The sequence below is a fragment of the Nocardioides potassii genome, assembly GCF_021648885.1.
In the GTDB taxonomy this organism is placed as follows: Bacteria; Actinomycetota; Actinomycetes; order Propionibacteriales; family Nocardioidaceae; genus Nocardioides; species Nocardioides potassii.
On record NZ_JAKJHZ010000009.1, the window covers coordinates 286843 to 313005 of the forward strand.

General features: G+C 69.7%; 28 protein-coding genes. 11 read left to right on the forward strand and 17 right to left on the reverse strand.

Annotated features, from left to right (window positions below; translation table 11 throughout):
- Position 1 precedes the first annotated feature (1 nt).
- The 9 genes from rpsC to L2K70_RS15170 all read right to left on the reverse strand — a co-directional run bounded on the left by rpsC (position 2) and on the right by L2K70_RS15170 (position 5745).
- Positions 2-805, reverse strand: a complete 804-nt coding sequence (gene rpsC, locus L2K70_RS15130) for a 30S ribosomal protein S3 (protein WP_236403022.1) — start codon at positions 803-805, stop codon at positions 2-4.
- A complete protein-coding gene (rplV, locus tag L2K70_RS15135) occupies positions 805-1254 on the reverse strand; it encodes a 50S ribosomal protein L22 (protein WP_236403027.1) in 450 nt (149 codons plus the stop codon). Before rplV ends, rpsC begins: the two co-directional genes overlap by 1 nt.
- The gene (rpsS, locus tag L2K70_RS15140; protein WP_056599671.1) at positions 1251-1532 is read right to left on the reverse strand and encodes a 30S ribosomal protein S19; all 282 of its coding nucleotides are present in this window, start codon (positions 1530-1532) and stop codon (positions 1251-1253) included. The genes rplV and rpsS overlap by 4 nt, the downstream gene beginning before the upstream one ends.
- Positions 1533-1537: 5 nt before the next feature.
- Positions 1538-2374 (reverse strand): 50S ribosomal protein L2, encoded by an 837-nt coding sequence (gene rplB, locus L2K70_RS15145; RefSeq protein ID WP_236403028.1) that lies wholly within the window; start codon positions 2372-2374, stop codon positions 1538-1540.
- Between the two features lie 24 nt (positions 2375-2398).
- Positions 2399-2704: a 50S ribosomal protein L23 gene (gene rplW, locus L2K70_RS15150; RefSeq protein WP_236403030.1), complete on the reverse strand. Its 306-nt coding sequence runs from the start codon at positions 2702-2704 to the stop codon at positions 2399-2401.
- The gene (gene rplD / locus L2K70_RS15155) at positions 2701-3588 is read right to left on the reverse strand and encodes a 50S ribosomal protein L4, sunset domain variant (protein WP_236403033.1); all 888 of its coding nucleotides are present in this window, start codon (positions 3586-3588) and stop codon (positions 2701-2703) included. The genes rplW and rplD overlap by 4 nt, the downstream gene beginning before the upstream one ends.
- A 2-nt stretch (positions 3589-3590) precedes the next feature.
- Positions 3591-4259: a 50S ribosomal protein L3 gene (rplC, locus tag L2K70_RS15160; RefSeq protein ID WP_236403035.1), complete on the reverse strand. Its 669-nt coding sequence runs from the start codon at positions 4257-4259 to the stop codon at positions 3591-3593.
- Positions 4260-4267: 8 nt separating this feature from the next.
- Positions 4268-4576 carry a 30S ribosomal protein S10 gene (rpsJ, locus tag L2K70_RS15165; protein WP_008360994.1) on the reverse strand — a complete coding sequence of 103 codons (309 nt, stop codon included), beginning with the start codon at positions 4574-4576 and terminating at the stop codon, positions 4268-4270.
- A 377-nt stretch (positions 4577-4953) separates the two neighbouring features.
- Entirely contained in the window at positions 4954-5745 is a 792-nt protein-coding gene (locus L2K70_RS15170; protein ID WP_236403036.1) for an alpha/beta hydrolase family protein, read from the reverse strand.
- 40 nt (positions 5746-5785) lie between these two features.
- Between L2K70_RS15170 and L2K70_RS15175 the strand changes: the two genes are divergently transcribed.
- Positions 5786-6511, forward strand: coding sequence for a tetratricopeptide repeat protein (locus L2K70_RS15175; RefSeq protein WP_236403037.1), 726 nt, complete (start codon positions 5786-5788; stop codon positions 6509-6511).
- Between the two features lie 3 nt (positions 6512-6514).
- On the opposite strand, the gene trmB is transcribed toward L2K70_RS15175, so the two are convergent.
- From trmB to L2K70_RS15190, 3 genes are all read right to left on the reverse strand, one after another.
- On the reverse strand, positions 6515-7237 hold the full coding sequence (gene trmB / locus L2K70_RS15180) for a tRNA (guanine(46)-N(7))-methyltransferase TrmB (protein ID WP_236403038.1): 723 nt from the start codon (positions 7235-7237) through the stop codon (positions 6515-6517).
- A gap of 101 nt (positions 7238-7338) precedes the next feature.
- Positions 7339-8724, reverse strand: a complete 1386-nt coding sequence (locus tag L2K70_RS15185) for an aspartate aminotransferase family protein (RefSeq protein WP_236403039.1) — start codon at positions 8722-8724, stop codon at positions 7339-7341.
- Positions 8721-9179: an Lrp/AsnC family transcriptional regulator gene (locus L2K70_RS15190; protein ID WP_236403040.1), complete on the reverse strand. Its 459-nt coding sequence runs from the start codon at positions 9177-9179 to the stop codon at positions 8721-8723. Before L2K70_RS15190 ends, L2K70_RS15185 begins: the two co-directional genes overlap by 4 nt.
- Positions 9180-9390: 211 nt before the next feature.
- Between L2K70_RS15190 and L2K70_RS15195 the strand changes: the two genes are divergently transcribed.
- From L2K70_RS15195 to L2K70_RS15235, 9 genes are read left to right on the forward strand one after another with little or no spacing between them, the layout of a single operon-like run.
- Positions 9391-10836, forward strand: a complete 1446-nt coding sequence (locus L2K70_RS15195) for a gamma-aminobutyraldehyde dehydrogenase (protein WP_236403042.1) — start codon at positions 9391-9393, stop codon at positions 10834-10836.
- A 45-nt stretch (positions 10837-10881) separates the two neighbouring features.
- Positions 10882-12129, forward strand: coding sequence for an ABC transporter substrate-binding protein (locus L2K70_RS15200; RefSeq protein WP_236403044.1), 1248 nt, complete (start codon positions 10882-10884; stop codon positions 12127-12129).
- A 1-nt stretch (position 12130) separates the two neighbouring features.
- Complete coding sequence (locus tag L2K70_RS15205) at positions 12131-13231, forward strand: ABC transporter ATP-binding protein (protein ID WP_236403054.1); 1101 nt, start codon at positions 12131-12133, stop codon at positions 13229-13231.
- Positions 13228-14148: an ABC transporter permease gene (locus L2K70_RS15210; RefSeq protein WP_236403056.1), complete on the forward strand. Its 921-nt coding sequence runs from the start codon at positions 13228-13230 to the stop codon at positions 14146-14148. The genes L2K70_RS15205 and L2K70_RS15210 overlap by 4 nt, the downstream gene beginning before the upstream one ends.
- Position 14149: 1 nt before the next feature.
- Positions 14150-15013: an ABC transporter permease gene (locus tag L2K70_RS15215; RefSeq protein ID WP_236403061.1), complete on the forward strand. Its 864-nt coding sequence runs from the start codon at positions 14150-14152 to the stop codon at positions 15011-15013.
- A gap of 53 nt (positions 15014-15066) precedes the next feature.
- Positions 15067-16374, forward strand: a complete 1308-nt coding sequence (locus L2K70_RS15220) for a saccharopine dehydrogenase family protein (RefSeq protein WP_236403062.1) — start codon at positions 15067-15069, stop codon at positions 16372-16374.
- Positions 16371-17723, forward strand: a complete 1353-nt coding sequence (gene gabT, locus L2K70_RS15225; RefSeq protein WP_236403065.1) for a 4-aminobutyrate--2-oxoglutarate transaminase — start codon at positions 16371-16373, stop codon at positions 17721-17723. Before L2K70_RS15220 ends, gabT begins: the two co-directional genes overlap by 4 nt.
- A complete protein-coding gene (locus tag L2K70_RS15230) occupies positions 17723-19183 on the forward strand; it encodes an NAD-dependent succinate-semialdehyde dehydrogenase (RefSeq protein ID WP_236403067.1) in 1461 nt (486 codons plus the stop codon). The genes gabT and L2K70_RS15230 overlap by 1 nt, the downstream gene beginning before the upstream one ends.
- A 13-nt stretch (positions 19184-19196) precedes the next feature.
- Complete coding sequence (locus tag L2K70_RS15235; protein WP_236403069.1) at positions 19197-20558, forward strand: transaminase; 1362 nt, start codon at positions 19197-19199, stop codon at positions 20556-20558.
- On the opposite strand, the gene L2K70_RS15240 is transcribed toward L2K70_RS15235, so the two are convergent.
- Positions 20555-21127 (reverse strand): mismatch-specific DNA-glycosylase, encoded by a 573-nt coding sequence (locus tag L2K70_RS15240; RefSeq protein WP_236403070.1) that lies wholly within the window; start codon positions 21125-21127, stop codon positions 20555-20557. The two genes, L2K70_RS15235 and L2K70_RS15240, sit on opposite strands and share 4 nt — an antisense overlap.
- 52 nt (positions 21128-21179) lie before the next feature.
- Here L2K70_RS15240 and L2K70_RS15245 point away from each other — a divergent pair, with 52 nt between their 5' ends.
- Positions 21180-21599, forward strand: a complete 420-nt coding sequence (locus L2K70_RS15245) for a hypothetical protein (RefSeq protein WP_236403071.1) — start codon at positions 21180-21182, stop codon at positions 21597-21599.
- 88 nt (positions 21600-21687) lie between these two features.
- Here L2K70_RS15245 and tuf read toward each other — a convergent pair whose 3' ends face one another.
- The 4 genes from tuf to rpsL form a co-directional block, all read right to left on the reverse strand.
- Positions 21688-22881, reverse strand: coding sequence for an elongation factor Tu (gene tuf, locus L2K70_RS15250; RefSeq protein WP_236403073.1), 1194 nt, complete (start codon positions 22879-22881; stop codon positions 21688-21690).
- Between the two features lie 92 nt (positions 22882-22973).
- Complete coding sequence (gene fusA / locus L2K70_RS15255; protein ID WP_308195829.1) at positions 22974-25085, reverse strand: elongation factor G; 2112 nt, start codon at positions 25083-25085, stop codon at positions 22974-22976.
- A gap of 74 nt (positions 25086-25159) precedes the next feature.
- Positions 25160-25630: a 30S ribosomal protein S7 gene (gene rpsG, locus L2K70_RS15260; RefSeq protein ID WP_056599614.1), complete on the reverse strand. Its 471-nt coding sequence runs from the start codon at positions 25628-25630 to the stop codon at positions 25160-25162.
- Entirely contained in the window at positions 25630-26001 is a 372-nt protein-coding gene (rpsL, locus tag L2K70_RS15265) for a 30S ribosomal protein S12 (protein WP_056599611.1), read from the reverse strand. The genes rpsG and rpsL overlap by 1 nt, the downstream gene beginning before the upstream one ends.
- Positions 26002-26163 lie beyond the last annotated feature (162 nt).

The window sequence follows — 26163 nt, forward strand, 5'->3', positions numbered from 1 at the left end:
CTCAGCCCTCCTGTCCGGTGCTCGGAGCGGCCTCGGCCGGAGCCTCGGTCGACTCGGTGCGCGGAGCGCGGTCGCCGCGGGTGCCGCGGCTGGGGCGGTCCGCACCACGGGTGGCGGGACGACCACCGCGGCCGGGGGCACCGGCGCGGGCGGCCTGCTGGGCCTGGCGCTCGGCACGGGTGCCGGCGACCTCGCCCTTGTAGATCCAGACCTTGACGCCGATGCGGCCGAACGTGGTCTTGGCCTCGTAGAAGCCGTAGTCGATGTCGGCGCGGAGCGTGTGCAGGGGCACGCGGCCCTCGCGGTAGAACTCGGTGCGCGACATCTCGGCGCCGTTGAGACGGCCCGAGCACTGGATCCGGATGCCCTTGGCACCCGAGCGCATCGAGGTCTGCATGGCCTTGCGCATCGCGCGGCGGAACTGCACGCGACCGGCGAGCTGCTCGGCGACGCCCTGGGCGACCAGCTGCGCGTCGATCTCGGGCTGCTTCACCTCGAGGATGTTGAGCTGCACCTGCTTGCCGGTGAGCTTCTCCAGCTCGCCGCGGATGCGGTCGGCCTCGGCGCCGCGGCGACCGATGACGATGCCGGGACGCGCGGTGTGGATGTCGACGCGGACGCGGTCACGCGTGCGCTCGATCTCGACCTTGGAGATGCCGGCCCGCTCCATGCCCTTGGAGAGCAGCTTGCGGATGGCGACGTCCTCACCGACGTAGGACTTGTAGAGCTTGTCGGCGTACCAACGGCTCTTGTGGTCGGTGGAGATGCCCAGGCGGAACCCGTTCGGGTTGATCTTCTGGCCCATCAGGCACCCTTTCCGTTCTTCGAGGCACGAGCCTTCTTGCTCGTGGTGGCCAGCGCGTCGGCCGGCTGCACCGCGAGGGTGATGTGGCTGGTGCGCTTGTTGATGCGGGTCGCGCGGCCCTGGGCACGCGGACGCCAACGCTTCATCGTCGGACCTTCGTCGACCATCGCGACGGAGAGGACCAGGTCGGCCCGGTTGAGGCCCTCGGTCGTCTCGGCGTTGGCGACGGCGCTCTCCAGCACCTTGTAGACGGTCTCGGAGGCGGCCTGCGGCGCGAACTGCAGCAGGGTCAGGGCCTCGTCGACCTGGAGGCCGCGGACCATGTCGACGACACGGCGGGCCTTCATCGGGGTGATCCGCACGTAGCGTGCGCTGGCGAACGCGCCCGGCTGGTCGCCGAGCAGCGACTCGCGGCGCGCACTCGTGCGGCTGCGCTCGGTGGTGCTCATCGACGGCGTCCCTTCCGGTCTTCCTTGACGTGCCCGCGGTAGGTGCGGGTCGGGGCGAACTCCCCGAGCTTGTGGCCGACCATGGAGTCGGTCACGAAGACGGGGACGTGCTTGCGACCGTCGTGCACGGCGATGGTGTGACCGATCATGTCGGGCACGATCATCGACCGGCGCGACCAGGTCTTGATGACGTTGTGGCTGCCCTTCTCGTTCTCGGCGTCCACCTTCTTCTGAAGGTGGTCGTCGATGAAGGGGCCCTTCTTCAGGCTGCGAGGCATGTCGGTTACTTCCTACCCTTGCCGGACTTGCGACGACGGATGATCTGGGAGTCGCTGGCCTTGCGCTTGCGCGTACGGCCCTCGGGCTTGCCCCAGGGGGAGACGGGGTGGCGACCACCGGACGTCTTGCCCTCACCACCACCGTGCGGGTGGTCGACCGGGTTCATGACGACACCGCGGACGGTCGGGCGCACGCCCTTCCAGCGCATGCGGCCCGCCTTGCCCCAGTTGATGTTGGACTGCTCGGCGTTGCCGACCTCGCCGATCGTCGCGCGGCAGCGCACGTCGACGAAGCGCATCTCGCCCGAGGGCATGCGGAGCGTCGCGCGGCTTCCCTCGCGGGCGATCAGCTGGGCCGAGTTGCCGGCCGAGCGGGCGATCTTCGCGCCGCCACCGGGACGCAGCTCCACGCAGTGGATCGTCGTACCGACCGGGATGTTGCGCAGCGGGAGGTTGTTGCCGGGCTTGATGTCGGCGTTGGGACCCGACTCCACCGCGGTGCCCTGCACGAGGCCCTTGGGGGCCACGATGTAGCGCTTCTCGCCGTCGGCGTAGTGCAGCAGCGCGATGCGGGCGGTGCGGTTGGGGTCGTACTCGATGTGGGCGACCTTGGCCGGCACGCCGTCCTTGTCGTAGCGACGGAAGTCGATGATGCGGTAGGCGCGCTTGTGACCGCCACCCTTGTGACGGGTGGTGATGCGGCCCTGGTTGTTGCGGCCACCGTTCTTCGGCAGCGGACGCGTCAGCGACTTCTCGGGCGTGGTCCGGGTGATCTCGACGAAGTCGGCCACGGACGAGCCGCGACGGCCCGGGGTGGTCGGCTTGTACTTGCGGATTGCCATGTCAGTTCCTAGTCAGGAGCCCGGTCAGGAGACCGGACCTCCGAAGATGTCGATGCGGTGACCCTCGGCGAGGCTGACGATCGCGCGCTTGGTGTTGGGACGCCGACCGATGCCGTAGCGGGTGCGGCGGGCCTTGCCCTGGCGGTTGATCGTGTTGACCGAGGTGACCTTGACGTCGAAGACCTTCTCGACCGCGATCTTGATCTCGGTCTTGTTGGCGTCCGGGTGGACGATGAAGGTGTACTTGTTGGCGTCGAGGAGCCCGTAGCTCTTCTCCGACACGACCGGCGCGATCAGGATGTCGCGGTGGTCCTTGTGCAGGGTGCTCACTTGTCGTCCTCCTTGGCGGCACGGGTCAAGCCAGCCGACTCGGCGTCCTCGACGGACTTGAACCAGAAGTCACCGGCGGTGGCGTCGTAGTCGGCGTCCCCCTCGACCAGGTAGGTGCCGGACTCCAGGCCCTGCACCTCGTAGCCCTTGGGGTTCTTGCCGCTCTTCAGAGGGGCCTTGGCGCCCGTGGGCAGGACCGGCTCGTCGGCGGCCTCCGCCGCGGCAGGTGCGTCGGTCGTGGCAGGCTTCTCGGCCGCGGCGGGCTTCGTCTCGGCCGTGGCCGGGGCGGAGGAGCCACCCACGAAGGCGTCGTACGCGCCCTTGGTGAACACCACGTCGTCGGAGTTGAGGACGTCGTAGGTGTTGAGCTGGTCGACGGCGACGATGTGGACCTCGGGTGCGTTGCGCAGCGAGAGCCAGGTGATCGCGTCGGAGCGCTCGAGCACCACGAGGTAGCCCACGCGGTCGGTCAGCGAGACGAGCGAGGCGAGCGCCGACTTGGTGGAGGGCTTGTCACCCGTCACCAGCGCGTCAACGACGTGCACACGACCGTTGCGGGCCCGGTCGGAGAGGGCACCGCGCAGGGCGGCGGCCTTCATCTTCTTGGGGGTGCGCTGGTCGTAGCTGCGCGGCTGCGGGCCGTGGACGACGCCACCGCCGGCGAACTGCGGCGCACGGGTCGAGCCCTGGCGGGCGCGGCCGGTGCCCTTCTGCTTGTAGGGCTTCTTGCCACCACCGCGCACGTCGGCGCGGGTCTTGGTGGCGTGGGTGCCCTGACGCGCGGCAGCCTGCTGCGCGACGACGACCTGGTGGATCAGGGGGATGTTGACCTCGACGTCGAAGATCTCGGCGGGGAGGTCGACCTTGACGGTCTTGACAGCCATGCTCAGGCCTCCTTCACGGTGCTCTTGGCGGCCGAGCGCAGGACGACGAGACCGCCCCGGGGACCGGGAACGGCACCCTTGAGCAGGATCAGGCCCTTCTCGGCGTCGACGGCGTGCACCGTCAGGTTCTGGGTGGTCACCGTGTCGTTACCCATGCGACCAGCCATGCGCGTGCCCTTGAACACGCGACCTGGCGTGGCGCAGGCGCCGATCGAGCCGGGCTTGCGGTGGTTGCGGTGGGCACCGTGCGAGGCGGACACACCGGCGAAGCCGTGACGCTTCATGACACCGGCGAAGCCCTTGCCCTTGCTGGTGCCGGTCACGTCGATCTCCTCGCCGGCGGCGAAGGTGTCGACGCCGAGCTCCTGGCCCACGGTGTAGGCGGCGGCGTCAGCGGTGCGGATCTCGGCGACGTGGCGACGGGGGGTGGTCCCGGCCTTGGCGAAGTGACCGGCCTCGGGGGAGTTGACCTTGCGGGCCTCGATCTCGCCGTAGCCGACCTGGATGGCGTTGTAGCCATCGACCTCGGGCTGGCGGACCTGGGTCACCACGTTGGTGCTCGCGGAGATGACGGTCACGGGGACGACCTTGTTGTTCTCGTCCCAGAGCTGGGTCATGCCGAGCTTGGTGCCCAGCAGGCCCTTCACGTTGCGTTCGAAAGTGTTCGACATGTCGGCCCTCAGAGCTTGATCTCGATGTCGACACCGGCGGGCAGGTCGAGACGCATCAGCGAGTCGACGGTCTTCGGCGTCGGGTCGATGATGTCGATGAGGCGCTTGTGGGTGCGCATCTCGAAGTGCTCGCGGGAGTCCTTGTACTTGTGGGGCGAACGGATGACGCAGTACACGTTCTTCTCGGTCGGCAGCGGCACAGGGCCGGCGACCTTCGCACCCGTGCGGGTGACGGTGTCCACGATCTTCCGCGCCGAGGTGTCGATCACCTCGTGGTCATAGGCCTTGAGCCTGATGCGGATCTTCTGTCCCGCCATAGGTCCGTGTCCTCTTCGATCTCGTACGCCTGGTCTGTTTCGGCGCTCAGCCCCCGTTGGGCGAGCGCCGCCTGTCTCTCCGCCATCCACCGACCCCCGCGGTCGGGCGTGTCGCACTCCAAACAATTCAACTTGGCTCGTGACACGCGTCCGTTCCCGGAGGCGGTACTGCTCTGGATGGCACCCGCCGGCTGGCGGATCTGGTCGGGTCTCCGATCAAGAGGTCTTGATCCGGTGCGGCGCACGCAGACGACTGGTTCGATCGAGGAGACGCGATTCAGAAGTCAAGGTGTGCCGTGCCCTGGCGACCCGCCGGAGCAACCGGAACATCTTGGCAGACTCGGCGCACCCACGCCAAATCGGAACGGGCCAGACCCTCAGGAGCCGGTCGCGAGCCCGATCAGGCGCCGCCCGATGCGCGTGACCTGCCCGCTGACCGGGTCGACGAGCAGCTCCCACCCGTGGCCGGACCTGCCCCGCACGAAGGGTACGCCGGCGGCGTCCGCGAGGGCCTCGGCGGCGTCGTACTGCTGGGGGCCGTCGCTCGGCGCCATCACCACCAGGCCGTCGGGCGGCAGCGAGCCGGCGAGCGAGACCAGGTCCACGCCGTCCCACGCGGCGGGACCGGACACGTCGGCCCACGCGTCGACGTCGGCCCCGGCGGCCACGGCCATCACGGTCAGCGAGCCGCCCATCGACGTACCGAGCAGGACGACGCGGTCGGCACCGATCTCGTCGCGCGCGAGGGCCAGGGCCGCGTCGACCTCGTTGCGCGGGTCGGCGTCCTCCTCGGGCGTGCACGTGGACTCTCCGTAGCCGCACGGGTTCACCAGGACCGAGGTCACGCCGGCGTCGGCGGCGGCCGTCGCCCAACGACCCCAGCCGCAGATGCCGGACGTCTGGGGCAGCAGCACCGCGACGTCCGAGCTGGTGGCGGGCCCGATGCGCGCCGCCTCGAGGTCACCGCCGGTGGCGCCGGCCAGGCCGAGGGCCTCGAGGTCGGCGTCCTCGGGCATCGCGGACAGGCATCGCTCCCTCAGTGCGGCAGTGGGGTCGGCCGTCCGGCCGGCGGTCGTGGGCGCCGGCCCCGGGGAGTCCTCACCCGCGCCGCACCCGGCTGCGAGCAGCGCAAGGACCACCAGCACCACTCCCCCGACCCCCGCGCGCATGGTCCGAGGATAGTTGTGCGCCGGGCCCTACCCTGCCGACATGTCGGTCGACCTGCGTGCGCTCTGGGACTTCGACGACCCCGCGGCCAGCGAGCAACGGTTCCGTGAGCTCGCGGAGGGTGCCGACGAGCCGCTGGCGACGTATGCCCTCACGCAGGTCGCCCGGGCGCTGGGACTGCAGGAGAGCTACGGCGACGGGCACGCGCTGCTCGACGACCTGTCCCCGACCGACCCCGAGGGGCGGGCGCGGGTCGCGCTCGAACGGGGCCGGCTCCTGCGGTCGGGCGGGGACCCCGCGGGGTCGCGGCCGCAGTTCGAGGCGGCAGTCGTGGAGGCCCGGGCCGCCGCACTCGAGGAGCTCGAGGTCGACGCGCTGCACATGGTGGCGCTGGTCGCCGAGCCCGGCGACCGGCTGGCGGCGCACCACGCCGCGCTAACCCGGGCGCGGGCGTCCAAGGCCCCGGCGGCCCGTGACTGGGACGCCTCCCTCCTCAACAACATCGGCATGGAGCACGCCGATGCCGGTGACCACGACGCCGCCCTCTCGGCCTTCGAGCAGGCGCTGGCCGCGCGCCGGCGCATCGGGGACCCCGCACGCACCCGGGTCGCACAGTGGATGGTGGGCTGGTCGCTGCGGCACCTGGGCGAGGTCGACCGCGCCCGCGAGGTGCAGCTCGCGCTCAAGGCCGAGCTCGAGTCCATCGGCGAGCACGACCCCTACGTCGACGAGGAGCTCGCCCTGCTCGACGCGCCGAGCGGCGCCTGAGGATCAGGTGGTGCGGCGGTAGCAGAAGTCGGCGATGTCGCGGCCGACGTCGAGGCCCTTGCGCTCGAAGCGGGTGACCGGGCGCTCGGCCCAGCGCTCGACCCGGCCGCCCTCGAGGGTCGGCTCGGCGTCGAGCACCTCGCGCATCTGGTCGGCGTAGTCGGCCCAGTCGGTGGCCAGCCGCCAGGCGCCGCCCGGCACGAGGCGTGAGGACGCGAGCGCCGCGTTGGCCGGGTTGACCAGCCGGCGCTTGCGGTGCTTGGTCTTGCGCCACGGGTCGGGGAAGAAGGTCCAGATCTCGGCCAGGCTGCCCGGGGCGATGAGGTTCTCCAGCGACCAGACCGCGTCCACGGAGCAGAACCGCACGTTGTCGGCGCCCGCCTCGGCCACCCGCCACAGGGAGTCCGCGACACCGGGTCGCCACACCTCGAGCGCAAGCACGTTGTGGTCGGGGCGCGCGGCCGCGAGCACCGCCGTCGCCTCGCCGATGCCCGGGCCGATCTCAAGGATCAGCGGAGCCTCGCGACCGAAGCGCTCGGTCAGCGAGAAGTCCGGACGGTCCACGGCCTCGTCCGGGATGACCCAGTCGGCCTGGTGCGCCGCCCACGACTCGGCCTGGCGCGGCGTGAACCGGCTGCCGCGGCGCGAATAGGTGAGCACCTCCCGCATCCGGCGCCCGTCATCGGTCAGCTTGAGGTGCGGGCGGGCCGGGCGTACGTCGTTCACCCGGCGATTGTCGCCGGAGGTCCCGCCGCGATGCACATCCAGCGCGGTCTGGAGGCTCGCTCCGCTCGCACCTCGACCACCGCGGCACGAGAGGGCGAGGGCTACAGGTGCTGGAGCGCGCCGGTCAGCACCGAGCGGAGACGCTGCTCGATGTCGTCGAACTCGGTCTGGCCGATGATGAGAGGCGGCGCGAGCTGGATGACCGGGTCGCCCCGGTCGTCGGCACGGCAGTAGAGGCCCGCCTCCCACAGGGCGCCGGAGAGGTAGCCGCGAAGCAGGCGCTCGGACTCGGCGTCGTCGAACGTCTCCTTGGTCTCGCGGTCCTTGACCAGCTCGATGCCGTAGAAGTAGCCGTGGCCGCGCACGTCGCCGACGATCGGGATGTCGAGGAGCTTCTCCAGCGCCGCGCGGAACGCCGGGGCGTTCTGCTGGACGTGGTCGGTGAGGCCCTCGCGCTCGAAGATGTCGAGGTTGGCCATCGCCACTGCCGAGGAGACCGGGTGGCCACCGAACGTGTAGCCGTGCGCGTAGGCCGTCGTGCCGGACTTGAAGGGCTCGAAGAGCCGGTCGCTCGCGATCATCGCGCCGATCGGCGAGTAGCCGGAGGTCATGCCCTTGGCGCAGGTGATGATGTCGGGCTGGTAGCCGAACTCGCTCGCCCCGAACATCTCCCCCACACGGCCGAAGGCGCAGATCACCTCGTCGGAGACCAGCAGGACGTCGTACTCGTCGCAGATCTCCCGCACCCGCTCGAAGTAACCGGGCGGCGGCGGGAAGCAGCCACCGGCGTTCTGCACCGGCTCGAGGAACACCGCGGCGACGGTGTCGGGACCCTCGAACTCGATCGCCTCCGCGATCCGGTCGGCAGCCCAGCGCCCGAAGGCCTTCTCGTCGTCACCGACGAACTCCGGGCGGCGGTAGAAGTTGGTGTTGGGCACCTTGTGGGCTCCCGGCACCAGGGGCTCGAACATCTCCTTGAGCGGCGGGATGCCGGTGATCGACAGGGCGCCCTGCGGGGTGCCGTGGTAGGCGACCGCGCGGGAGATCACCTTGTGCTTGTTGGGCTTGCCGGTGAGCTTGAAGTACTGCTTCGCAAGCTTCCACGCCGACTCCACGGCCTCGCCGCCACCGGTCGTGAAGAAGACCCGGTTGAGGTCGCCCGGCGCCATCGCGGCGATCCGGTCCGCCAGCTCGACCGCGCGCGGGTGCGCGAACGACCAGAGCGGGAAGAAGGCGAGCTCCTTCGCCTGCTTCGCCGCAGCCTCGGCGAGCTCCTCGCGGCCGTGCCCGACCTGGACGACGAAGAGGCCGGCGAGCCCGTCGATGTACTCGCGACCGTGGCTGTCCCAGATCTTGTGGCCCTCCCCCTTGACGATGAGCGGCATCTCGCCGCCCTTCTCGTAGGTCGAGTGCCGGGTGAAGTGCAACCACAGGTGGTCGCGACCGGCGGACTGGTAGTCGAAGGAAGGATCGGTGGACTGGCTCATCGGGTACCCCAGTTGTAGTGCTGCTTGTTGAGCTTCAGGTAGACGAACGTCTCGGAGGAGAGCACGCCGTCCTGCTCACGGACGCGCTTGATGACGTCGAGCAGGTGCGGGTCGTCCTCGCACACCACCTCGACGAGGAGGTCGAAGCTGCCGGCGGTGGTGACGACGTAGTCGACCTCCGGGACCTCGGCGAGCTTGTCGCCGACCGCCATCGGGTCGCCCTCGGTGCGGACGCCGATCATGGCCTGGCGGGTGAAGCCGACCTGCGTCGGGTCGGTGACCGCGACGACCTGCATGATCTCGGAGTCGAGCAGCTTCTGCACGCGCGCGCGGGCCGCCGCCTCGGACAGCCCGACAGTCTTCGCGATGGCGGCGTACGAGATCCGGCCGTCCTCCTGGAGCAGCTCGATGATCCGCTTCGCCGTAGCGTCGAGCCGCATCGCTCCCTCAGTCACGACACGTCCTCTCGCCTCTGCCCCCGGTGCGCTCGGTCATGGGCCCATGGTGGGGGTCGGAACCACCGAAACGCAAGCCGTCCAGAACGGAATCCGTGTTTCGCGCCCGTTAATTCCGCGATTACCGCAGATTTGTGGTCGCAGCCTATGGCGATGAGGGCCGATCCCGTCCTACGCTCCGTTGACCGCACCCGACAGGGAGGACCTCTCAGTGACCAGCCCACGCGCGCTGCGCAACTTCATCGGCGGCTCCTACGTCGACGCCGAGGCCGGCGCCACCAGCGAGGTGGTCAACCCCGCCACAGGCGAGGTCGTCGCCCACGCGCCGGTCAGCGGTGCCGAGGAGGTCGACGCGGCCTACGCGGCCGCCGACGCCGCGTTCGCCGAGTGGGGGCGTACGACGCCCAGCGAGCGCCAGCAGGCGCTGCTGAAGCTCGCCGACTCGATCGAGGCCCACGCCGAGGAGCTGATCGCCCTCGAGTCGGAGAACACCGGCAAGATCAAGGCGCTCACCGCGAGCGAGGAGATCCCGCCGATGGTGGACCAGCTCCGCTTCTTCGCCGGCGCCGCGCGGGTGCTGGAGGGCAGGGCCGCCGGCGAGTACATGGCCGGTCACACGTCGTGGATCAGGCGCGAGCCGATCGGCGTCGTGGGGCAGGTGACCCCGTGGAACTACCCGCTGCTGATGGCGGTGTGGAAGATCGGGCCCGCCCTGGCCGCGGGGAACACCGTCGTGCTCAAGCCGAGCGACACCACACCGGAGAGCACCCTGCGCCTAGCCGAGCTCGCCTCCGAGGTCCTGCCGGCCGGCACCCTCAACGTCGTCACCGGTGACCGGGAGACCGGACGCCTGCTCGTGGAGCACCGCACCCCCAGCATGGTCGCCATCACGGGCTCGGTGCGTGCTGGCGCCGAGGTGGCAGCGAGCGCTGCCCCGAACATCAAGCGCGTGCACCTCGAGCTCGGCGGCAAGGCTCCGGTCGTGGTCTTCGACGACGCCGACATCGAGGCGGCCGTCGAGGGCATCGCGATCGCCGGCTACTTCAACGCCGGCCAGGACTGCACCGCCGCGACCCGCGTCCTCGCCGCGCCCGGGATCCACGACGACTTCGTGGCGGCGCTCGCCGACTACGCGAGGAGCTCCTCCCCCGTCGGCCTCCCCGACGACGAGGACGCCCTCTTCGGGCCGGTCAACAACCAGCGCCAGCTCGCCCACGTCTCCGGGTTCATCGAGAACCTGCCGTCCCACGCGACCGTGTCCGCCGGCGGCAACCGTCGTACGGACCTCGGCAACGGCTACTTCCTGGAGCCCACCGTCCTGTCCGGCCTGCGCCAGGACGACGACGCGATCCAGAACGAGATCTTCGGCCCGGTGATCACCGTGCAGAAGTTCACCGACGAGGACGAGGCGGTCCGGTGGGCCAACGGCGTCGACTACGGGCTGGCGTCCTCGGTGTGGACCAAGGACTTCGGCCGCGCGATGCGGATGTCGCGGGCCCTCGACTTCGGTTGCGTGTGGATCAACACCCACATCCCGCTCGTCGCCGAGATGCCGCACGGTGGCTACAAGAAGTCCGGCTACGGCAAGGACCTGTCGATGTACGGCTTCGAGGACTACACCCGCATCAAGCACGTCATGGCCAACATCGAGTCATAGCCCAGCACCTACGCCCATCCACCGGCTGACGGAGGACCCCCACTCATGACACCCATCCCACGACGCTCGCGTCGACGCCTCTCCCCCGAGGCCGCGGCCGTGGTCGCCGCCTCCGGCGGCCTGAGCCGACGTTCCCTCCTGGGTGCGGGCACGGCCCTGGGCGCCGGCGTCGCCCTGTCGGCGTGCGCGCCCCCCGAGCCCCCGTCCGGAGGCCTCGCCACGCTCGACCTCCCGAAGGACGTGTCGGCCGAGGACAAGATCCTCAAGTGGGCCAACTGGACGGCGTACCTCGACATGAACGGGAAGGAGACGAAGTCCCCGACCCTGTCGCGGTTCATGGAGGAGACCGGCATCCAGGTCACCTACAGCGAGGACGTCGACGACAACGACTCCTACTACGCCAAGGTCGCGCCCCAGCTGCGCGCCGGGCAGAGCATCGACCGCGACATCTTCACCCTGACCGACTGGATGGCGGCGCGCGTGATCCGCGACCAGCTGTGCCAGCCGCTCGAGCTGATCCAGATGCCCAACGTGGTCAACAACCTCCTGCAGCCGTTGAAGGACGTGTCCTTCGACCCGGGCCGGCAGCACTCGATCACCTGGCAGAGCGGCTTCGCCGGCATCGGCTACAACAAGGAGAAGGTCGGTCGCGAGCTGAAGACGCTCGACGACCTCTGGGCCGACGACCTCAAGGGCAAGATCGTGGTGCTCTCGGAGTTCCGCGACACCGCCGGTCTGGTGATGCAGTCGCAGGGCGTCGACATCGACAGCGACTGGGGTCGCACCGAGTTCGAGAACGCCCTCGACTTCATCGAGCAGAAGATCGAGGAGGGCTACATCCGCAAGGTGAAGGGCAACTCCTACATGGAGGACCTCACCAGCGGCAACGCCGTCGCCGGCATCACGTGGAGCGGCGACATCTTCGTCCTCGCCTACGACACCGAGGACCCCAACTGGACCTTCACGATCCCCGAGTCCGGCGGCACGCTCTGGTCGGACAACCTGATGGTGCCGATCACCTCGACTCACCGGCGCAACGCCGAGACGCTCATGAACTACTACTACGAGCCCTCAGTCGCCGCCGAGGTCGCCGCCTGGGTGAACTACGTCTGTCCGGTGGACGGCGCGCAGGCGGAGATGGAGAAGATCGATCCCGACCTCGCCGAGAGCCCGTTCATCTTCCCGACGGCCGACTACATCCAGGAGAACAACATCCAGGCGTTCCGGGTGCTCGATGCCGACGAGGACATCGAGTTCGCGGACCTGTGGTCCACGAAGGTGATGGGGAACTGACATGGCCGGATTCCGCGAGGCGCAAGGCGACCTCAGGCTCGACAGCGTGACGAAGGCGTTCGGCGACTTCACGGCCGTCGACGACATCGAGCTCCACGTCCCCCGCGGCTCGTTCTTCGCCCTGCTCGGTCCGTCCGGGTGCGGCAAGACGACGACGCTGCGGATGATCGCCGGGCTCGAGCAGCCGACCGCCGGACGCGTGATGATCGGCGACACCGACCTCACCGGCTCCCGACCCTACGAGCGCCCGGTGAACACGGTCTTCCAGTCCTACGCGCTCTTCCCGCACCTCACGATCCGCGACAACGTCGCCTTCGGTCCCAAGCGACGCAAGGAGCAGGACGCAGCCAAGCGGGCGGACGACGCGCTGGAGCTCGTGCAGATGACCCAGTTCGCGGCCCGCAAGCCCGCCCAGCTCTCCGGCGGCCAGCAGCAGCGCGTCGCCCTGGCCCGTGCACTGGTCAACCACCCCGAGGTGCTGCTGCTCGACGAGCCCCTCGGCGCGCTCGACCTCAAGCTGCGCCGCGAGATGCAGGTCGAGCTCAAGCGCATCCAGACCGAGGTCGGGCTGACCTTCATCCACGTCACCCACGACCAGGAGGAGGCCATGACCATGGCCGACACGGTCGCGGTGATGAACAAGGGCCACATCGAGCAGCTCGGTGCACCCGCCGCCCTCTACGACCTCCCGAAGACGCGGTTCGTCGCCAACTTCCTCGGCCAGGCCAACACCGGTGTCGGCACGATCAAGGACACCGACGGCGACCACCTCGTCGCCGAGGTCCTCGGCACGCCGGTGAAGATCCTCAAGTCGCGCTCACAGGTGCACGACGGCGAGGTCGTGTTCGGCGTACGGCCGGAGAAGGTGACCGTCTCCCGCACGCAGCCCGACGGCGTCGGCAACGACGTACGGGGGGTGGTGCGCGACGTGTCGTTCCTCGGCGTGGCGACCAGCTACCTCGTCGACATGCCCAGCGGCGCGACGTGGAGCTGCTACGAGCAGAACCTCGACGTCGAGCCGCTCGACCTCAGGCCCGGCGACGAGGTCTGGCTGACCTGGAACCCGGGCCACGCGTTCGGCGTCCCGGTGGACGACCGATGAGCGGGCTCGCGCAGGCCTCCGTGGCTCCGGCCGCGGCCGAGGTCACGGCGGGCGGCGACGACCAGCGACCGACGAGGCGCAGCTGGACGGCGTACCTGCTGCTGCTTCCCGGTGCGCTCTGGCTCGGCGTCTTCTTCGTCCTCCCGCTCGTCCAGCTGGCGACGGTGAGCCTGCAGAGCCGCTTCCCCGGCTTTCCCGGCTACTACTACCGCGACGTCAACTTCCAGAACTACGTCAGCGCGCTCACCGACTACGGCCCGCACTTCCTGCGGTCGTTCGTCTACGCCGGGCTCGCCACCTTCCTCGCCTTCGTCGTGGCCTACCCGCTGGCCTACGCGATGGCGTTCAAGGCCGGCAAGTGGCGCAACCTGATGATGATCTGCGTCGTCGCGCCGTTCTTCACCTCCTTCATCCTCCGCACGTTCGCGTGGTCGCAGATCCTCGCCGACGAGGGCTGGGTCGCGGGGATCCTGAACTTCCTCCACCTGCTGCCGAGCGGGCACATCATCAACACCCCGCTCGCGGTGGTCGCCGGACTCACCTACAACTTCCTGCCCTTCATGGTGCTGCCGATCTACGCATCCCTCGAGCGGGCCGATCCGCGCGTCATCGAGGCGGGCGGCGACCTCTACGCCGACGGGTTCACCACCTTCCGGACGGTGACCCTGCCGATGTCGATGCCGGGCGTGCTGGCGGGCACGCTGCTGACCTTCATCCCCGCGGCGGGCGACTTCGTCAACATGGAGCTGCTCGGTCCCCAGCGCGGGAAGATGGTCGGCAACGTCATCAACGACCAGTTCCTCGCGATCCCCGGTGGCTACCCGGTCGCGGCCGCGCTGTCGTTCACGCTGATGGCCGCGATCCTGGTCATGGTCTTCCTCTACGTACGCCGCTTCGGCACCGAGGAGCTGGTGTGAGATGACCACGACGACTGCCCCCGCGTCGGCGCCGTACCGCCCGTCGGCCGCGAAGCGCGCCCAGCTCTGGCTGGCCAACCACTTCGCGATGCTGTCGGCGATCCTGGTGCTGCTCTACCTGTTCCTGCCGGTCGCCTACACCTTCGCCTTCTCGTTCAACGACCACGGCAAGACCAACATCGTCTGGCAGGGCTTCACCTGGAAGCACTGGCAGGACCCGTGCCGGGTGGCCGGCGCCTGCGAGTCCCTGGTGACGTCGCTGCAGGTCGGTGCGATCTCGACGCTCGTCGCCACGGTGCTCGGGACGCTCATGGCGCTGGCGATGGTGCGCTACAGGTTCCGCGGCAAGGCCGCGAGCAACGTGCTGATCTTCGTACCGATGGCCACGCCCGAGATCGTGATGGGCGCCGCGCTGCTGACGATCTTCGTGCAGGGCTTCTCCAACATCGGGATCAGCCTCGGCTTCGGCACGATCGTCTTCGCGCACATCATGTTCTGCCTGAGCTTCGTGGTGGTCACCGTGAAGGCCCGCGTGCAGTCGCTCGACCCGCGGATCGAGGAGGCGGCGCAGGACCTCTACGCCAGCCCCATGCAGACGTTCTGGAAGGTCACCTTCCCGCTGATCCTGCCCGGCATCCTCGGCGCCGCGATGCTCGCCTTCTCGCTGTCCTTCGACGACTTCATCATCACCAACTTCGTCTCCGGCAACGAGTCGACGTTCCCCAAGTTCGTCTACGTCGCCTCGCGCCGCGGCATCCCCGCGGAGGCCAACGTCATCGGCTTCTCGATGTTCGTCCTCGCCGTCCTGCTCGTCATCGGCGCACAGGTGGTCGGCTCGTGGCGGGCCAACCGGGTCAAGGGCTGACCTCCCACCCGCCACCGCGACGCACACCCACGACAACAACAGCAAGGAGCACCATGTCCGCCCCCACGTCCGACCCGATGCGCGTGCTGATGGTCGGAGCCGGAGGCGTCGGCGACGCCGCGGCCCGGATCGCTGTCGAGCGCGACTTCTTCGAGGCCTGGGTCGTCGCCGACTACGACCTGGGCCGCGCCGAGGGCACCGTCGCCGCCGCGACCGGGCGCCGCACGGGCGAGGAGCGGTTCACCGCCGCGCAGGTCGACGCCTCCGACGCCGACGCGGTCGCCGCGCTGGCCCGCGAGGTGCGCGCCACGCACGTCTTCAACGCGGTCGACCCGCGGTTCGTGATGCCGATCTTCACCGGCGCGCTCGCCGCCGACGCCGACTACCTCGACATGGCGATGAGCCTCTCGGTCCGCCACCCCGACAAGCCCTACGAGGAGGTCGGGGTCAAGCTCGGCGACGAGCAGTTCGCGCGCGCCGGCGAGTGGGAGCAGGCCGGCCGCCTGGCGCTCCTCGGCATCGGCGTCGAGCCGGGCCTGTCCGACGTCTTCGCCCGCTACGCCGCCGACGAGCTCTTCGACCACATCGACGAGCTCGGCACCCGCGACGGCGCCAACCTGGTGATCCGCGACGACGACGGCAACGAGGTGTTCGCCCCCGGGTTCTCGATGTGGACGATCATCGAGGAGTGCCTCAACCCGCCGGTGGTGTGGGAGCGCGAGCGCGGCGGCGGTGACCTCGAGAAGGGCTTCTCCACGCTGCCGCCGTTCTCCGAGCCGGAGGTCTTCGACTTCCCCGAGGGCATCGGGCCGGTCGAGTGCGTCCACGTCGAGCACGAGGAGGTCCTCCTCATGCCGCGCTGGGTCGACGCAGACCGCATCACCTTCAAGTACGGCCTGGGCGAGGAGATGATCGGCATCCTCCGCACGCTCCACACCCTGGGCCTCGACTCCACCGAGCCGGTCTCGGTCAAGGGCGTGCAGGTCTCCCCGCGCGACGTCGTCGCCGCGTGCCTGCCCGACCCGGCCACGATCGGCCCGAAGATGGAGGGCAAGACCTGCGCGGGACTCTTCGTCACCGGCACCGGCAAGGACGGCGCCCCCCGGTCGACGTACCTCTACCACGTCGTCGACAACGCCGACTCGATGCGCGACTACGGCGCGCAGTGCGTGGTCTGGCAGACCGCCATCAACCCGGTCGTCGCGCTGGAGCTCCTCGCGAACGGCACGTGGTCGGGCAGCGGCGTGCTCGGCCCCGAGGCGCTTCCCCCGAAGCCCTTCCTCGACCTGCTCGCCGCACCGAAGCCCGAGGGGTACGGATCCCCGTGGGGCATGGAAGACCGAACGGACACGAACGCATGACACTCTCCCAGGAACGCATCCTCGCCACCGCCATCCCCGGCCCCCGCTCGCAGGAGCTGCAGGCCCGCAAGGTCGCGGCTGTCTCCGCGGGCGTCGGCACGACCCTGCCGGTGTACGTCGAGCAGGCGGGCGGCGGCATCCTCCGCGACGTCGACGGCAACCAGCTCATCGACTTCGGCTCGGGCATCGCGGTCACGACGGTCGGCAACGCCGCGCCCCGCGTCGTCGAGGCGGTGCAGCGCCAGGTCGCCGACTTCACGCACACCTGCTTCATGGTGACCCCCTACGAGGAGTACGTGCAGGTCTGCGAGAAGCTCGCCGAGCTCACGCCGGGCTCGCACGAGAAGCGCTCCGCGCTCTTCAACTCCGGCGCCGAGGCGGTGGAGAACGCGGTGAAGGTCGCGCGCCACCACACCGGCCGTGACGCGATCGTGGTCTTCGACCACGCCTACCACGGCCGCACCAACCTGACGATGGCGCTCACCGCGAAGAACATGCCCTACAAGCACGGCTTCGGGCCCTTCGCCGGCGAGATCTACCGCGCCCCCATGGCCTACCCCTACCGCTGGCCGGGAGGCGCCGAGGCGTGCGCCGACGAGGCCTTCGAGTCCTTCGTCGCGACCGTCCACGCCCAGGTGGGCGAGGACAACTGCGCCGCCGTGCTCGTCGAGCCGATCCAGGGCGAGGGCGGGTTCATCGTGCCCCCGCCGGGGTGGCTCCCCCGCGTCGCCGAATGGTGCCGTGACAACGGCATCCTGTTCATCGCCGACGAGATCCAGACGGGCTTCGCGCGGACCGGCGACTGGTTCGCCTGCGACCACGAGGGCGTCGTCCCCGACCTGGTGACCACCGCCAAGGGCATGGCCGGCGGCCTCCCGCTGGCCGCCGTGACGGGCCGTGCCGAGGTGATGGACTCGGTCCACGTCGGCGGTCTCGGCGGCACCTACGGCGGCAACCCGGTGGCGTGCGCGGCCGCGCTCGCCGCCATCGAGACGATGCAGGCCGAGGACCTCCCGGCGCGCGCCCGCGCGATCGAGGCGGCCTTCGTGCCGCGCCTGCGAGCGATCGCCGACCGGCACCCGGACCGCGTCGGCGAGGTCCGTGGCCGAGGCGCCATGCTGGCGATCGAGCTGGTCAGCGACGGCCCCGGCCGTACGCCGGACGCGGCCCTGGCCGGCGCCGTGCACCGCGCCTGCTCCGCCGAGGGCCTGGTGACGCTCACTTGCGGCACCTTCGGCAACGTCTTCCGGTTCCTGCCGCCGCTCGCCATCGGCGACGACCTGCTCGCCGAGGGGCTCGACATCTTCGAGAAGGCCTTCGACGCGGCAGTGGCTGGCAAGGTGGAGTGATGACCGACCAGAACAAGTCCCTGCTCGCCACCGTCCCCACCCAGCTGCTGATCGGCGGCACGTGGGTCGACGCCAGCGGCGGCGGCACCCTCGACGTGCACAACCCTGCGGACGAGAGCGTGCTGGCCACGATCGCCGACGCCACCCCCGCCGACGGCGAGCGCGCGCTGGCGGCCGCCGCGGACGCGCAGGCCGAGTGGCGCGCCACCGAGCCCCGCACGCGCGGGGAGATCCTGCGCAGCGCGTTCGAGCTCCTCACCGAGCGCGCCGACGACTTCGCCCGCCTGATGACCCTCGAGATGGGCAAGACCCTCAAGGAGGCCAAGGGCGAGGTCACCTACGGCGCGGAGTTTTTCCGCTGGTTCTCCGAGGAGGCCGTGCGCATCCACGGGCGCTACTCGGCAGCACCGTCGGGCTCGTCCCGCTTGATCACCATGAAGGCTCCCGTCGGGCCGACCTTGATGATCACGCCCTGGAACTTCCCGCTCGCGATGGGCACCCGCAAGATCGGCCCCGCGATCGCCGCAGGCTGCACGATGGTGGTCAAGCCGGCGGCCGAGACGCCGCTGACCATGCTGGCCCTCGCCAAGCTCCTTGAGGAGGTCGGGCTGCCGAAGGGTGTGCTCAACGTGGTCACCACCAGCGACTCGGGCGGCGTGTGCGAGCCGATCATCAAGGACGCGCGCCTGCGCAAGCTCACCTTCACCGGGTCGACCGCCGTCGGCAGGACCCTCGTCGGGCAGGCCGCCGACCAGCTCCTGCGCGTCTCGATGGAGCTCGGCGGCAACGCGCCCTTCCTCGTCTTCGGCGATGCCGACGTCGACGCGGCCGTCGAGGGCGCGATGCTGGCGAAGATGCGCAACATCGGCGAGGCCTGCACCTCGGCCAACCGCTTCCTCGTGCACGAGTCGCTGGCCGAGGAGTTCTCGAGGAAGTTCGCCGAGCGGATGGGCGCGCTCACCGTCGGCGACGGCACGGACGAGGGCGTCGACGTCGGTCCCCTCATCACCGACAAGGCCCGCCAGGGCGTGCACGACCTGGTCGACGAGGCGGTGTCGTCCGGGGCGCGCGCCCTCGTCGGTGGCGAGGTCCCGGACGGTCCCGGCCACTTCTACCCGCCCACGGTCCTCGTCGACGTACCGCCCACCGCACGCGTCTTCCGCGAGGAGATCTTCGGTCCCGTCGCCCCCATCTCGACCTTCTCCGACGACGAGGAGGCGGTCCGCCGGGCCAACGACACGGAGTACGGCCTGGTGGCCTACGTCTTCACACGCGACCACAACCGTGTGCTGAAGGTCAGCGAGGCCCTCGACTTCGGCATGGTGGGCGTCAACACCGGCATCGTGTCCAACCCGGCGGCGCCCTTCGGCGGCGTGAAGCACTCCGGGTTCGGCCGCGAGGGCGGCTTCGAGGGCATCGAGGAGTACCTCGAGACCAAGTACGTCGGCAGCGCGCTGTGAGAGGCCCACGAGGATGACCGAGGTCGATCGCTCGCGGCTCGCCGCGCTGCACGCGGAGGAGGAGCAGCGGTTCGTCGACCTGCACCCCACCTCCGCGCACCTGGCGTCCGCGGCGGGCGAGCACCTGCTCGCCGGCGTGCCGATGCCCTGGATGACACGGTGGCCGGGGTCGTTCCCGCTGTTCGTCGAGACCGCCGGCGGTGGGCGCTTCACCGACGTCGACGGGCTGGAGTACGTCGACCTCTGCCTCGGTGACACCGGGTCGATGACCGGTCACTGCCTGCCCGCGGTCGCCGACGCGGTCCGCGAGCGCACCGAGCGCGGCATCACCACGATGCTTCCCTCGACCGACGCCACGTGGGTCGCCGGCGAGCTGAGCCGCCGCTTCGGCCTCCCCCGGTGGCAGATGGCGATGACCGCCACCGACGCCAACCGTTTCGTCCTGCGCTTCGCCCGCCACCTCACCGGCAGGCCGCGCATCGCGGTGATGGACTGGTGCTACCACGGCACGGTCGACGAGACCCTGGCCGTGCTCGAGCACGGCCGCGCCGGCGACCGGGTGGTCGCCCGGCCCGGCGCGCTCGGGCCGCAGGTCGACGTCGCCACGACGACCGCGGTCGTGCCGTTCAACGACCTCGACGCGCTCGACGCCCGCCTGGCCGAGGGCGATGTCGCCTGCTTGCTGATGGAGCCGGCCCTCACCAACATCGGGATCGTGCTGCCCGACGAGGGCTACCTCGCCGGCGTCCGCGAGATCACCCGCCGGCACGGCGTGCTGCTCGTCAACGACGAGACGCACACCATCTGCGCCGGGCCGGGCGGTGCCACCGCCGCGTGGGACCTCGACCCGGACTTCGTGGTCATCGGCAAGCCGATCGGCGGTGGTATCCCCGTCGCGGCCTACGGCATGAGCGCCGAGGTCGCCTCGCGTCTCGAGGGGCCGATGCTGGGCCACGACATCGACGTCGCCGGCGTCGGCGGCACGCTGTCCGGCTCGGCGCTCGCGATGGCCGCGGTCCGCGCGACGCTGTCCACCGCCCTGCGCCAGGAGGACTTCGACGTCGCCATCCCACTGGCGGAGTCGTTCACCGACGGCATCCAGGGCGTGATCGACGAGCACCGGTTGCCGTGGCACGTGCAGCGGCTCGGTTGCCGCGCGGAGTACTGGTTCTGCCCACCTCCGCGGGCCGGCGCCGAGGCGGCGGCGGCCGTCGACGAGGAGCTCGACGCGTTCTTCCACCTCTGGACGGTCAACCGGGGTGTGCTGCTCGCCCCGTTCCACAACATGTCGCTCTTCTCGCCGTTCCACACCCAGGCGGACGTGGACGCGCACACGACGGTCTTCCGGTCCGCGGTGGAGGCGCTGGTCGGCTAGATGACGCCGGCGGCCCGCGCCGCGTCGCCGTACGCCGCGGCGAGGGAGTCGACGGTGTCGTGCGCGTTGAGGCCCGAGGGGTTGGGCACGACGAAGACGCGCGTGGAGCCCCAGCGCTCGGGCTGCTCGCCGACCTTCGCCGTGCGGTCCCCGAACGCACCGCGGTAGGCGGTGATGCCGGCGACCGCCACCACGTCCGGGCGCCGCTCCTCGACCAGCCTCCGGAGCCGCTGTCCCCCGGCGCGCAGCTCTGCGGCCGACAGCTCATCGGCCCGCGCCGTCGCCCGCGCGACGACGTTGGTGATGCCGATCCCGCGCTCGCGGAACAGCTGACGGTCCTCGTCGGTCATCCCGGCGGACGGGTCGACCGGGCGCTCGAGGATCCCGGCCCGGAGCAGGGCGGGGTAGAACCGGTTGCCGGGGCGCGCGAAGTGCGTCTGCGTCGCGGCCGTCCAGAGTCCGGGGTTGATCCCCACGAAGAGCAGCCGCAGCGGATGGCCCGGCGCGGGCAGCAGGTCGGGCACCTCGACGTCGCGGTACGACTCGAGCTCGGCCCTGGTGAACCCCATGGGTCCATCCTGCCCTGCTGACGCCGCGGCGACGTCGGCGTACCGTGAAGGGATGCGGAGCATGCTCCTGGACGTCTGCGGCCTGGCGCTCCTCGCGCTGTGCCTGCAGGTCGTCTGGGCCGCTGTCTTCGGCACGTGGTGGCGGTGGCAGGTCCTCCTCGGTCGTGCGGTGGCGAGCCTCGTCCGACCCCGGCCCGGCGCGGAGGTGGTGCCGCTGTCCCGGCCGATCGAGCAGGTCGCCGCCGACGTACGACGCCTCCGCGCCGCCTTCGACCGCCCGGGCCTCACCTTCGCCAAGTGGGAGGGCACCCGGCAGGCGTACGACGACGCCCTCGCCGAGGCCGCCGACATCCTGGGCGAGGAGCACCGGTTGCTGCAGCTGCGCCCCGGCACGCTCCGCGACTTCGAGCGGCAGCGGCTCGAGCGGCTTCTCGAGCGCTCCGGCCTCCGGCTCCGCGACCGCGCCGCCTGACGTCCCGGGCCTGACATGCACGAGACCCCGCCTCCCTTGCGGGAGACGGGGTCTCGGTGTGGTGCAGGTGCGCCCTCGGGCGCTCAGATCACTTGGTGATCTTGACGACGCGACCGGCGCCGACGGTGCGACCGCCCTCGCGGATCGCGAAGCGCAGGCCCTCGTCCATGGCGATGGGCTGGATGAGCTCGACCGACATCTCGGTGTTGTCACCCGGCATGACCATCTCGGTGCCCTCGGGCAGGGTCACAACACCGGTCACGTCAGTCGTACGGAAGTAGAACTGCGGACGGTAGTTGTTGAAGAACGGCGTGTGACGGCCGCCCTCGTCCTTGCTGAGGATGTAGACCGAGGCCTCGAAGTTGGTGTGAGGCGTCGTGGTGCCCGGCTTGATGACGACCATGCCGCGCTCGACGTCCTCGCGCTTCGTGCCGCGGAGGAGCAGGCCGACGTTCTCGCCCGCCTGGCCCTCGTCGAGGAGCTTGCGGAACATCTCGACACCGGTGACGGTCGACTTCTGCGAGCCCTCGCGGATGCCGACGATCTCGACCTCCTCGTTGACCTTGACGATGCCGCGCTCGATGCGACCGGTGATGACGGTGCCACGACCGGTGATCGTGAAGACGTCCTCGACGGGCATGAGGAAGGGCTTGTCGGTCTCGCGCTCGGGGGTCGGGATGGCCTCGTCGACCGCGTTCATGAGCTCGAGGATCGAGTCGCCCCACTTCTCGTCGCCCTGGAGGGCCGGGAAGGCGGCAACGCGGACGACGGGGATGTCGTCGCCGGGGAACTCGTACTCGGAGAGGAGCTCGCGCACCTCCATCTCGACGAGCTCGATGAGCTCCTCGTCGTCGACCATGTCGCACTTGTTGAGCGCGACGACCAGGGCGGGCACGCCGACCTGGCGGGCGAGCAGGACGTGCTCACGCGTCTGCGGCATCGGGCCGTCGGTGGCGGCGACCACGAGGATCGCGCCGTCCATCTGCGCCGCGCCGGTGATCATGTTCTTGATGTAGTCGGCGTGACCCGGGCAGTCGACGTGCGCGTAGTGGCGCGCCTCGGTCTGGTACTCGACGTGCGCGATCGAGATCGTGATGCCGCGCTGGCGCTCCTCGGGAGCCTTGTCGATCTGGTCGAAGGCCGAGGCCTCGTTCAGGTCGGGGTACTTGTCGTGCAGCACCTTGGTGATCGCCGCGGTCAGCGTCGTCTTGCCGTGGTCGATGTGACCGATGGTGCCGATGTTCACGTGCGGCTTGGTCCGCTCGAACTTCGCCTTAGCCACTGGGGCTCCTCCTGGTTGGGTTTGAACTTGAACTCATGGGTGTGAAACGGGGGTGGTGCTGGCCTGCTGTCCGGGACGGCGTCCCGGGGCGATCACTCGCCGCGGACCTTCTTGACGATCTCCTCGGCGATGTTCGAGGGAACCTCGGCGTACGAGTCGAACTCCATGGAGTACGACGCCTGACCGGAGGTCTTCGACCTCAGGTCGCCAACGTACCCGAACATCTCCGACAGGGGCACAAGCGCGTTGACGACCATGTCGCCGTGACGCTCCTCCTGGGCCTGGATCTGGCCGCGGCGGGAGTTGATGTCACCGATGACCGTGCCGAGGAAGCTCTCGGGGGTGGTCACCTCGACGGCGAACATCGGCTCGAGCAGCACCGGCTTCGCGCGGCGGGCAGCCTCCTTGAAGGACTGGTTGCCGGCGATCTTGAACGCGAGCTCGGACGAGTCGACGTCGTGGTAGGCGCCGTCCTCGAGCGAGAACTTCACGTCGACCATCGGGTAGCCGGCGAGCACGCCGAACTCCATGGCCTCCTGGCCGCCCTGGTCCACCGAGGGGATGTACTCGCGGGGCACGCGACCACCGGAGACGTTGTTGACGAACTCGTAGCCGGCACCGGTCCCGGTCTCGGGGTCGATGTTGGGCTCGAGCGAGATGACGACCTTCGCGAACTGGCCCGAACCACCGGTCTGCTTCTTGTGGGTGTAGCTGTGGTTCTCGACCTTGTTGCGGATGGTCTCGCGGTAGGCCACCTGCGGCTTGCCGACGGTCGCCTCGACGCGGAACTCGCGCTTCATGCGGTCGACCAGGATCTCGAGGTGGAGCTCGCCCATGCCGGCGATGATCGTCTGGCCGGTCTCCTCGTCGGTCTTGACCGTGAAGGTCGGGTCCTCGTCGGAGAGCCGCTGGATCGCGGTGCCGAGCTTCTCCTGGTCACCCTTGGTCTTGGGCTCGATCGCGACCTCGATCACCGGGGCCGGGAACGTCATCGACTCGAGGACGACCTGGTTGTTGGGGTCGCTTAGCGTGTGACCGGTCTTGGTGTCCTTGAGGCCCATGACCGCCACGATCTGACCGGCGCCGACCGACGCGATCTCCTCACGCTTGTTGGCGTGCATCTGGTAGACCTTGCCGATCCGCTCCTTCTTGCCGTTGACCGAGTTGACCACGGTCGAGCCGGCCTCGAGCTTGCCCGAGTAGACGCGGACGTAGATCAGCTTGCCGAGGTGCGGGTCCGAGGCGATCTTGTAGGCGAGGCCGGAGAACGGCTCGTCGTCGCTCGGCTTGCGGGAGATCTGCTCCTCCTCGTCGCGCGGCGAGTGACCGATGATCGCGTCGATGTCGAGCGGCGAGGGCAGGTACTTGACGACCGCGTCGAGCAGGGGCTGGACACCCTTGTTCTTGAACGCGGTGCCGCAGAGGACGGGGTTGAGCTTGTCGGCGAGGGTCGCGCGACGGATCGCGGCCTCGAGCTCCTCGACGGAGAACTCACCCTCCTCGAGGAACTTCTCCATGATGTCGTCGTCGGCCTCGGCGAGCGTCTCGAGCAGCTTCTCGCGGTACTCCGCGGCCTGCTCGGCCATCTCGGCCGGGATCTCCTCGACGTCGTAGTCCTCACCCATCTTGGTCTCGCCGCGCCAGGTGAGGGCACGCATGCCGACCAGGTCGACGACACCGAGGAAGTCGGACTCCGCGCCGATCGGCAGCTGGAGCACGAGCGGGGTGGAGTTGAGGCGCTCGACCATCATGTCGACGCAGCGGAAGAAGTCCGCGCCCGTGCGGTCGAGCTTGTTGACGAAGCACATGCGGGGGACGGAGTACTTGTTGGCCTGGCGCCACACCGTCATGGTCTGGGGCTCGACACCGGCAACACCGTCGAACACCGCGACGGCGCCGTCGAGGACGCGCAGCGAGCGCTCGACCTCGGCGGTGAAGTCCACGTGGCCGGGGGTGTCGATGATGTTGATCTGGTGGTTCTTCCACCAGCAGGTCGTCGCGGCGGACGTGATGGTGATGCCGCGCTCCTGCTCCTGCTCCATCCAGTCCATCGTGGCGCCACCCTCGTGGACCTCACCGATCTTGTAGGTGATGCCGGTGTAGAAGAGGATGCGCTCGGTGGTGGTGGTCTTGCCAGCATCGATGTGCGCCATGATGCCGATGTTGCGGACCTTGTTGAGGTCGGTGGTGATGTCGACAGCCACTGAAAGTCTCAGTCCCTCGTAAGAGTTGGTGGGTGTTGGTGGGGGCGGGGCTCCCGGCGGGAGCCCCGCTCAGGTCACCAGCGGTAGTGGGCGAAGGCCTTGTTGGACTCGGCCATCTTGTGGGTGTCCTCGCGCTTCTTCACAGCGGCACCCAGGCCGTTGCTGGCGTCGAGGATCTCGTTCATGAGGCGCTCGGCCATGGTCTTCTCGCGGCGGTCGGCCGCGTAGCCCACGAGCCAGCGCAGCGCCAGCGTGGTGGAGCGGTTGGCCTTGACCTCGACGGGGACCTGGTAGGTCGCGCCGCCGACGCGGCGGGACTTGACCTCGATGGCCGGCTTGACGTTGTCCATCGCGCGCTTGAGCGTGACGACGGGGTCGGTGCCGGTCTTCTCGCGGCAGCCCTCGAGAGCGGTGTAGACGATGCGCTGCGCCACGGCCTTCTTGCCGTCCTGCAGCACCTTCGAGACGAGCTGGGTGACCAGCTGCGAGCCGTAGACGGGGTCGGAGACGAGGGGGCGCTTCGGCGCGGGACCCTTGCGAGGCATTACTTCTCCTTCTTCGCGCCGTAGCGGCTGCGGGCCTGCTTGCGGTTCTTGACACCCTGGGTGTCGAGCGTGCCGCGGATGATCTTGTAGCGGACACCGGGAAGGTCCTTCACACGGCCGCCGCGCACGAGCACGATCGAGTGCTCCTGCAGGTTGTGACCGACACCCGGGATGTAGGCGGTGACCTCGACGCCGCTGCTCAGGCGCACACGGGCGACCTTGCGGAGGGCGGAGTTCGGCTTCTTCGGGGTGGTCGTGTAGACGCGGGTGCAGACGCCACGGCGCTGCGGGGATCCCTTCAGGGCAGGCGTCTTGGACTTCGACACCTTGTCCTGGCGGCCCTTGCGGACCAGCTGGTTGATGGTGGGCACCGGGTGGTTCCCTCTCTCTGTTCTCTCGTCTCGGTCCAGCGCCTTGCCGGACTCGGGTGTGTTGCGGTGGAGCGACGTGCCTACGTGGTCGAGGACCACGTCCCTGTCAAACAGCCTGACGGATCCGGCCAACCGATCTGGCCGTTCAGCGCATGCGCAGGG

Bases quoted from the DNA above. Each gene is read 5' to 3' on its own strand.
- L2K70_RS15185 (WP_236403039.1), bottom strand. From the start codon at position 8,724: ATGAGCCAGTCCACCGATCCTTCCTTCGACTACCAGTCCGCCGGTCGC.
- L2K70_RS15210 (WP_236403056.1), top strand. From the start codon at position 13,228: ATGAGCGGGCTCGCGCAGGCCTCCGTGGCTCCGGCCGCGGCCGAGGTC.
- rpsS (WP_056599671.1), bottom strand. From the start codon at position 1,532: ATGCCTCGCAGCCTGAAGAAGGGCCCCTTCATCGACGACCACCTTCAG.
- L2K70_RS15200 (WP_236403044.1), top strand. From the start codon at position 10,882: ATGACACCCATCCCACGACGCTCGCGTCGACGCCTCTCCCCCGAGGCC.
- rpsG (WP_056599614.1), bottom strand. From the start codon at position 25,630: ATGCCTCGCAAGGGTCCCGCGCCGAAGCGCCCCCTCGTCTCCGACCCC.
- L2K70_RS15235 (WP_236403069.1), top strand. From the start codon at position 19,197: ATGACCGAGGTCGATCGCTCGCGGCTCGCCGCGCTGCACGCGGAGGAG.
- rpsC (WP_236403022.1), bottom strand. From the start codon at position 805: ATGGGCCAGAAGATCAACCCGAACGGGTTCCGCCTGGGCATCTCCACC.
- L2K70_RS15170 (WP_236403036.1), bottom strand. From the start codon at position 5,745: ATGCGCGCGGGGGTCGGGGGAGTGGTGCTGGTGGTCCTTGCGCTGCTC.
- L2K70_RS15215 (WP_236403061.1), top strand. From the start codon at position 14,150: ATGACCACGACGACTGCCCCCGCGTCGGCGCCGTACCGCCCGTCGGCC.
- L2K70_RS15220 (WP_236403062.1), top strand. From the start codon at position 15,067: ATGTCCGCCCCCACGTCCGACCCGATGCGCGTGCTGATGGTCGGAGCC.
- L2K70_RS15240 (WP_236403070.1), bottom strand. From the start codon at position 21,127: ATGGGGTTCACCAGGGCCGAGCTCGAGTCGTACCGCGACGTCGAGGTG.
- rplB (WP_236403028.1), bottom strand. From the start codon at position 2,374: ATGGCAATCCGCAAGTACAAGCCGACCACCCCGGGCCGTCGCGGCTCG.
- rplD (WP_236403033.1), bottom strand. From the start codon at position 3,588: ATGGCTGTCAAGACCGTCAAGGTCGACCTCCCCGCCGAGATCTTCGAC.
- L2K70_RS15205 (WP_236403054.1), top strand. From the start codon at position 12,131: ATGGCCGGATTCCGCGAGGCGCAAGGCGACCTCAGGCTCGACAGCGTG.
- rplC (WP_236403035.1), bottom strand. From the start codon at position 4,259: ATGTCGAACACTTTCGAACGCAACGTGAAGGGCCTGCTGGGCACCAAG.
- L2K70_RS15230 (WP_236403067.1), top strand. From the start codon at position 17,723: ATGACCGACCAGAACAAGTCCCTGCTCGCCACCGTCCCCACCCAGCTG.
- L2K70_RS15245 (WP_236403071.1), top strand. From the start codon at position 21,180: ATGCGGAGCATGCTCCTGGACGTCTGCGGCCTGGCGCTCCTCGCGCTG.
- rplV (WP_236403027.1), bottom strand. From the start codon at position 1,254: ATGAGCACCACCGAGCGCAGCCGCACGAGTGCGCGCCGCGAGTCGCTG.
- gabT (WP_236403065.1), top strand. From the start codon at position 16,371: ATGACACTCTCCCAGGAACGCATCCTCGCCACCGCCATCCCCGGCCCC.
- rpsJ (WP_008360994.1), bottom strand. From the start codon at position 4,576: ATGGCGGGACAGAAGATCCGCATCAGGCTCAAGGCCTATGACCACGAG.
- L2K70_RS15175 (WP_236403037.1), top strand. From the start codon at position 5,786: ATGTCGGTCGACCTGCGTGCGCTCTGGGACTTCGACGACCCCGCGGCC.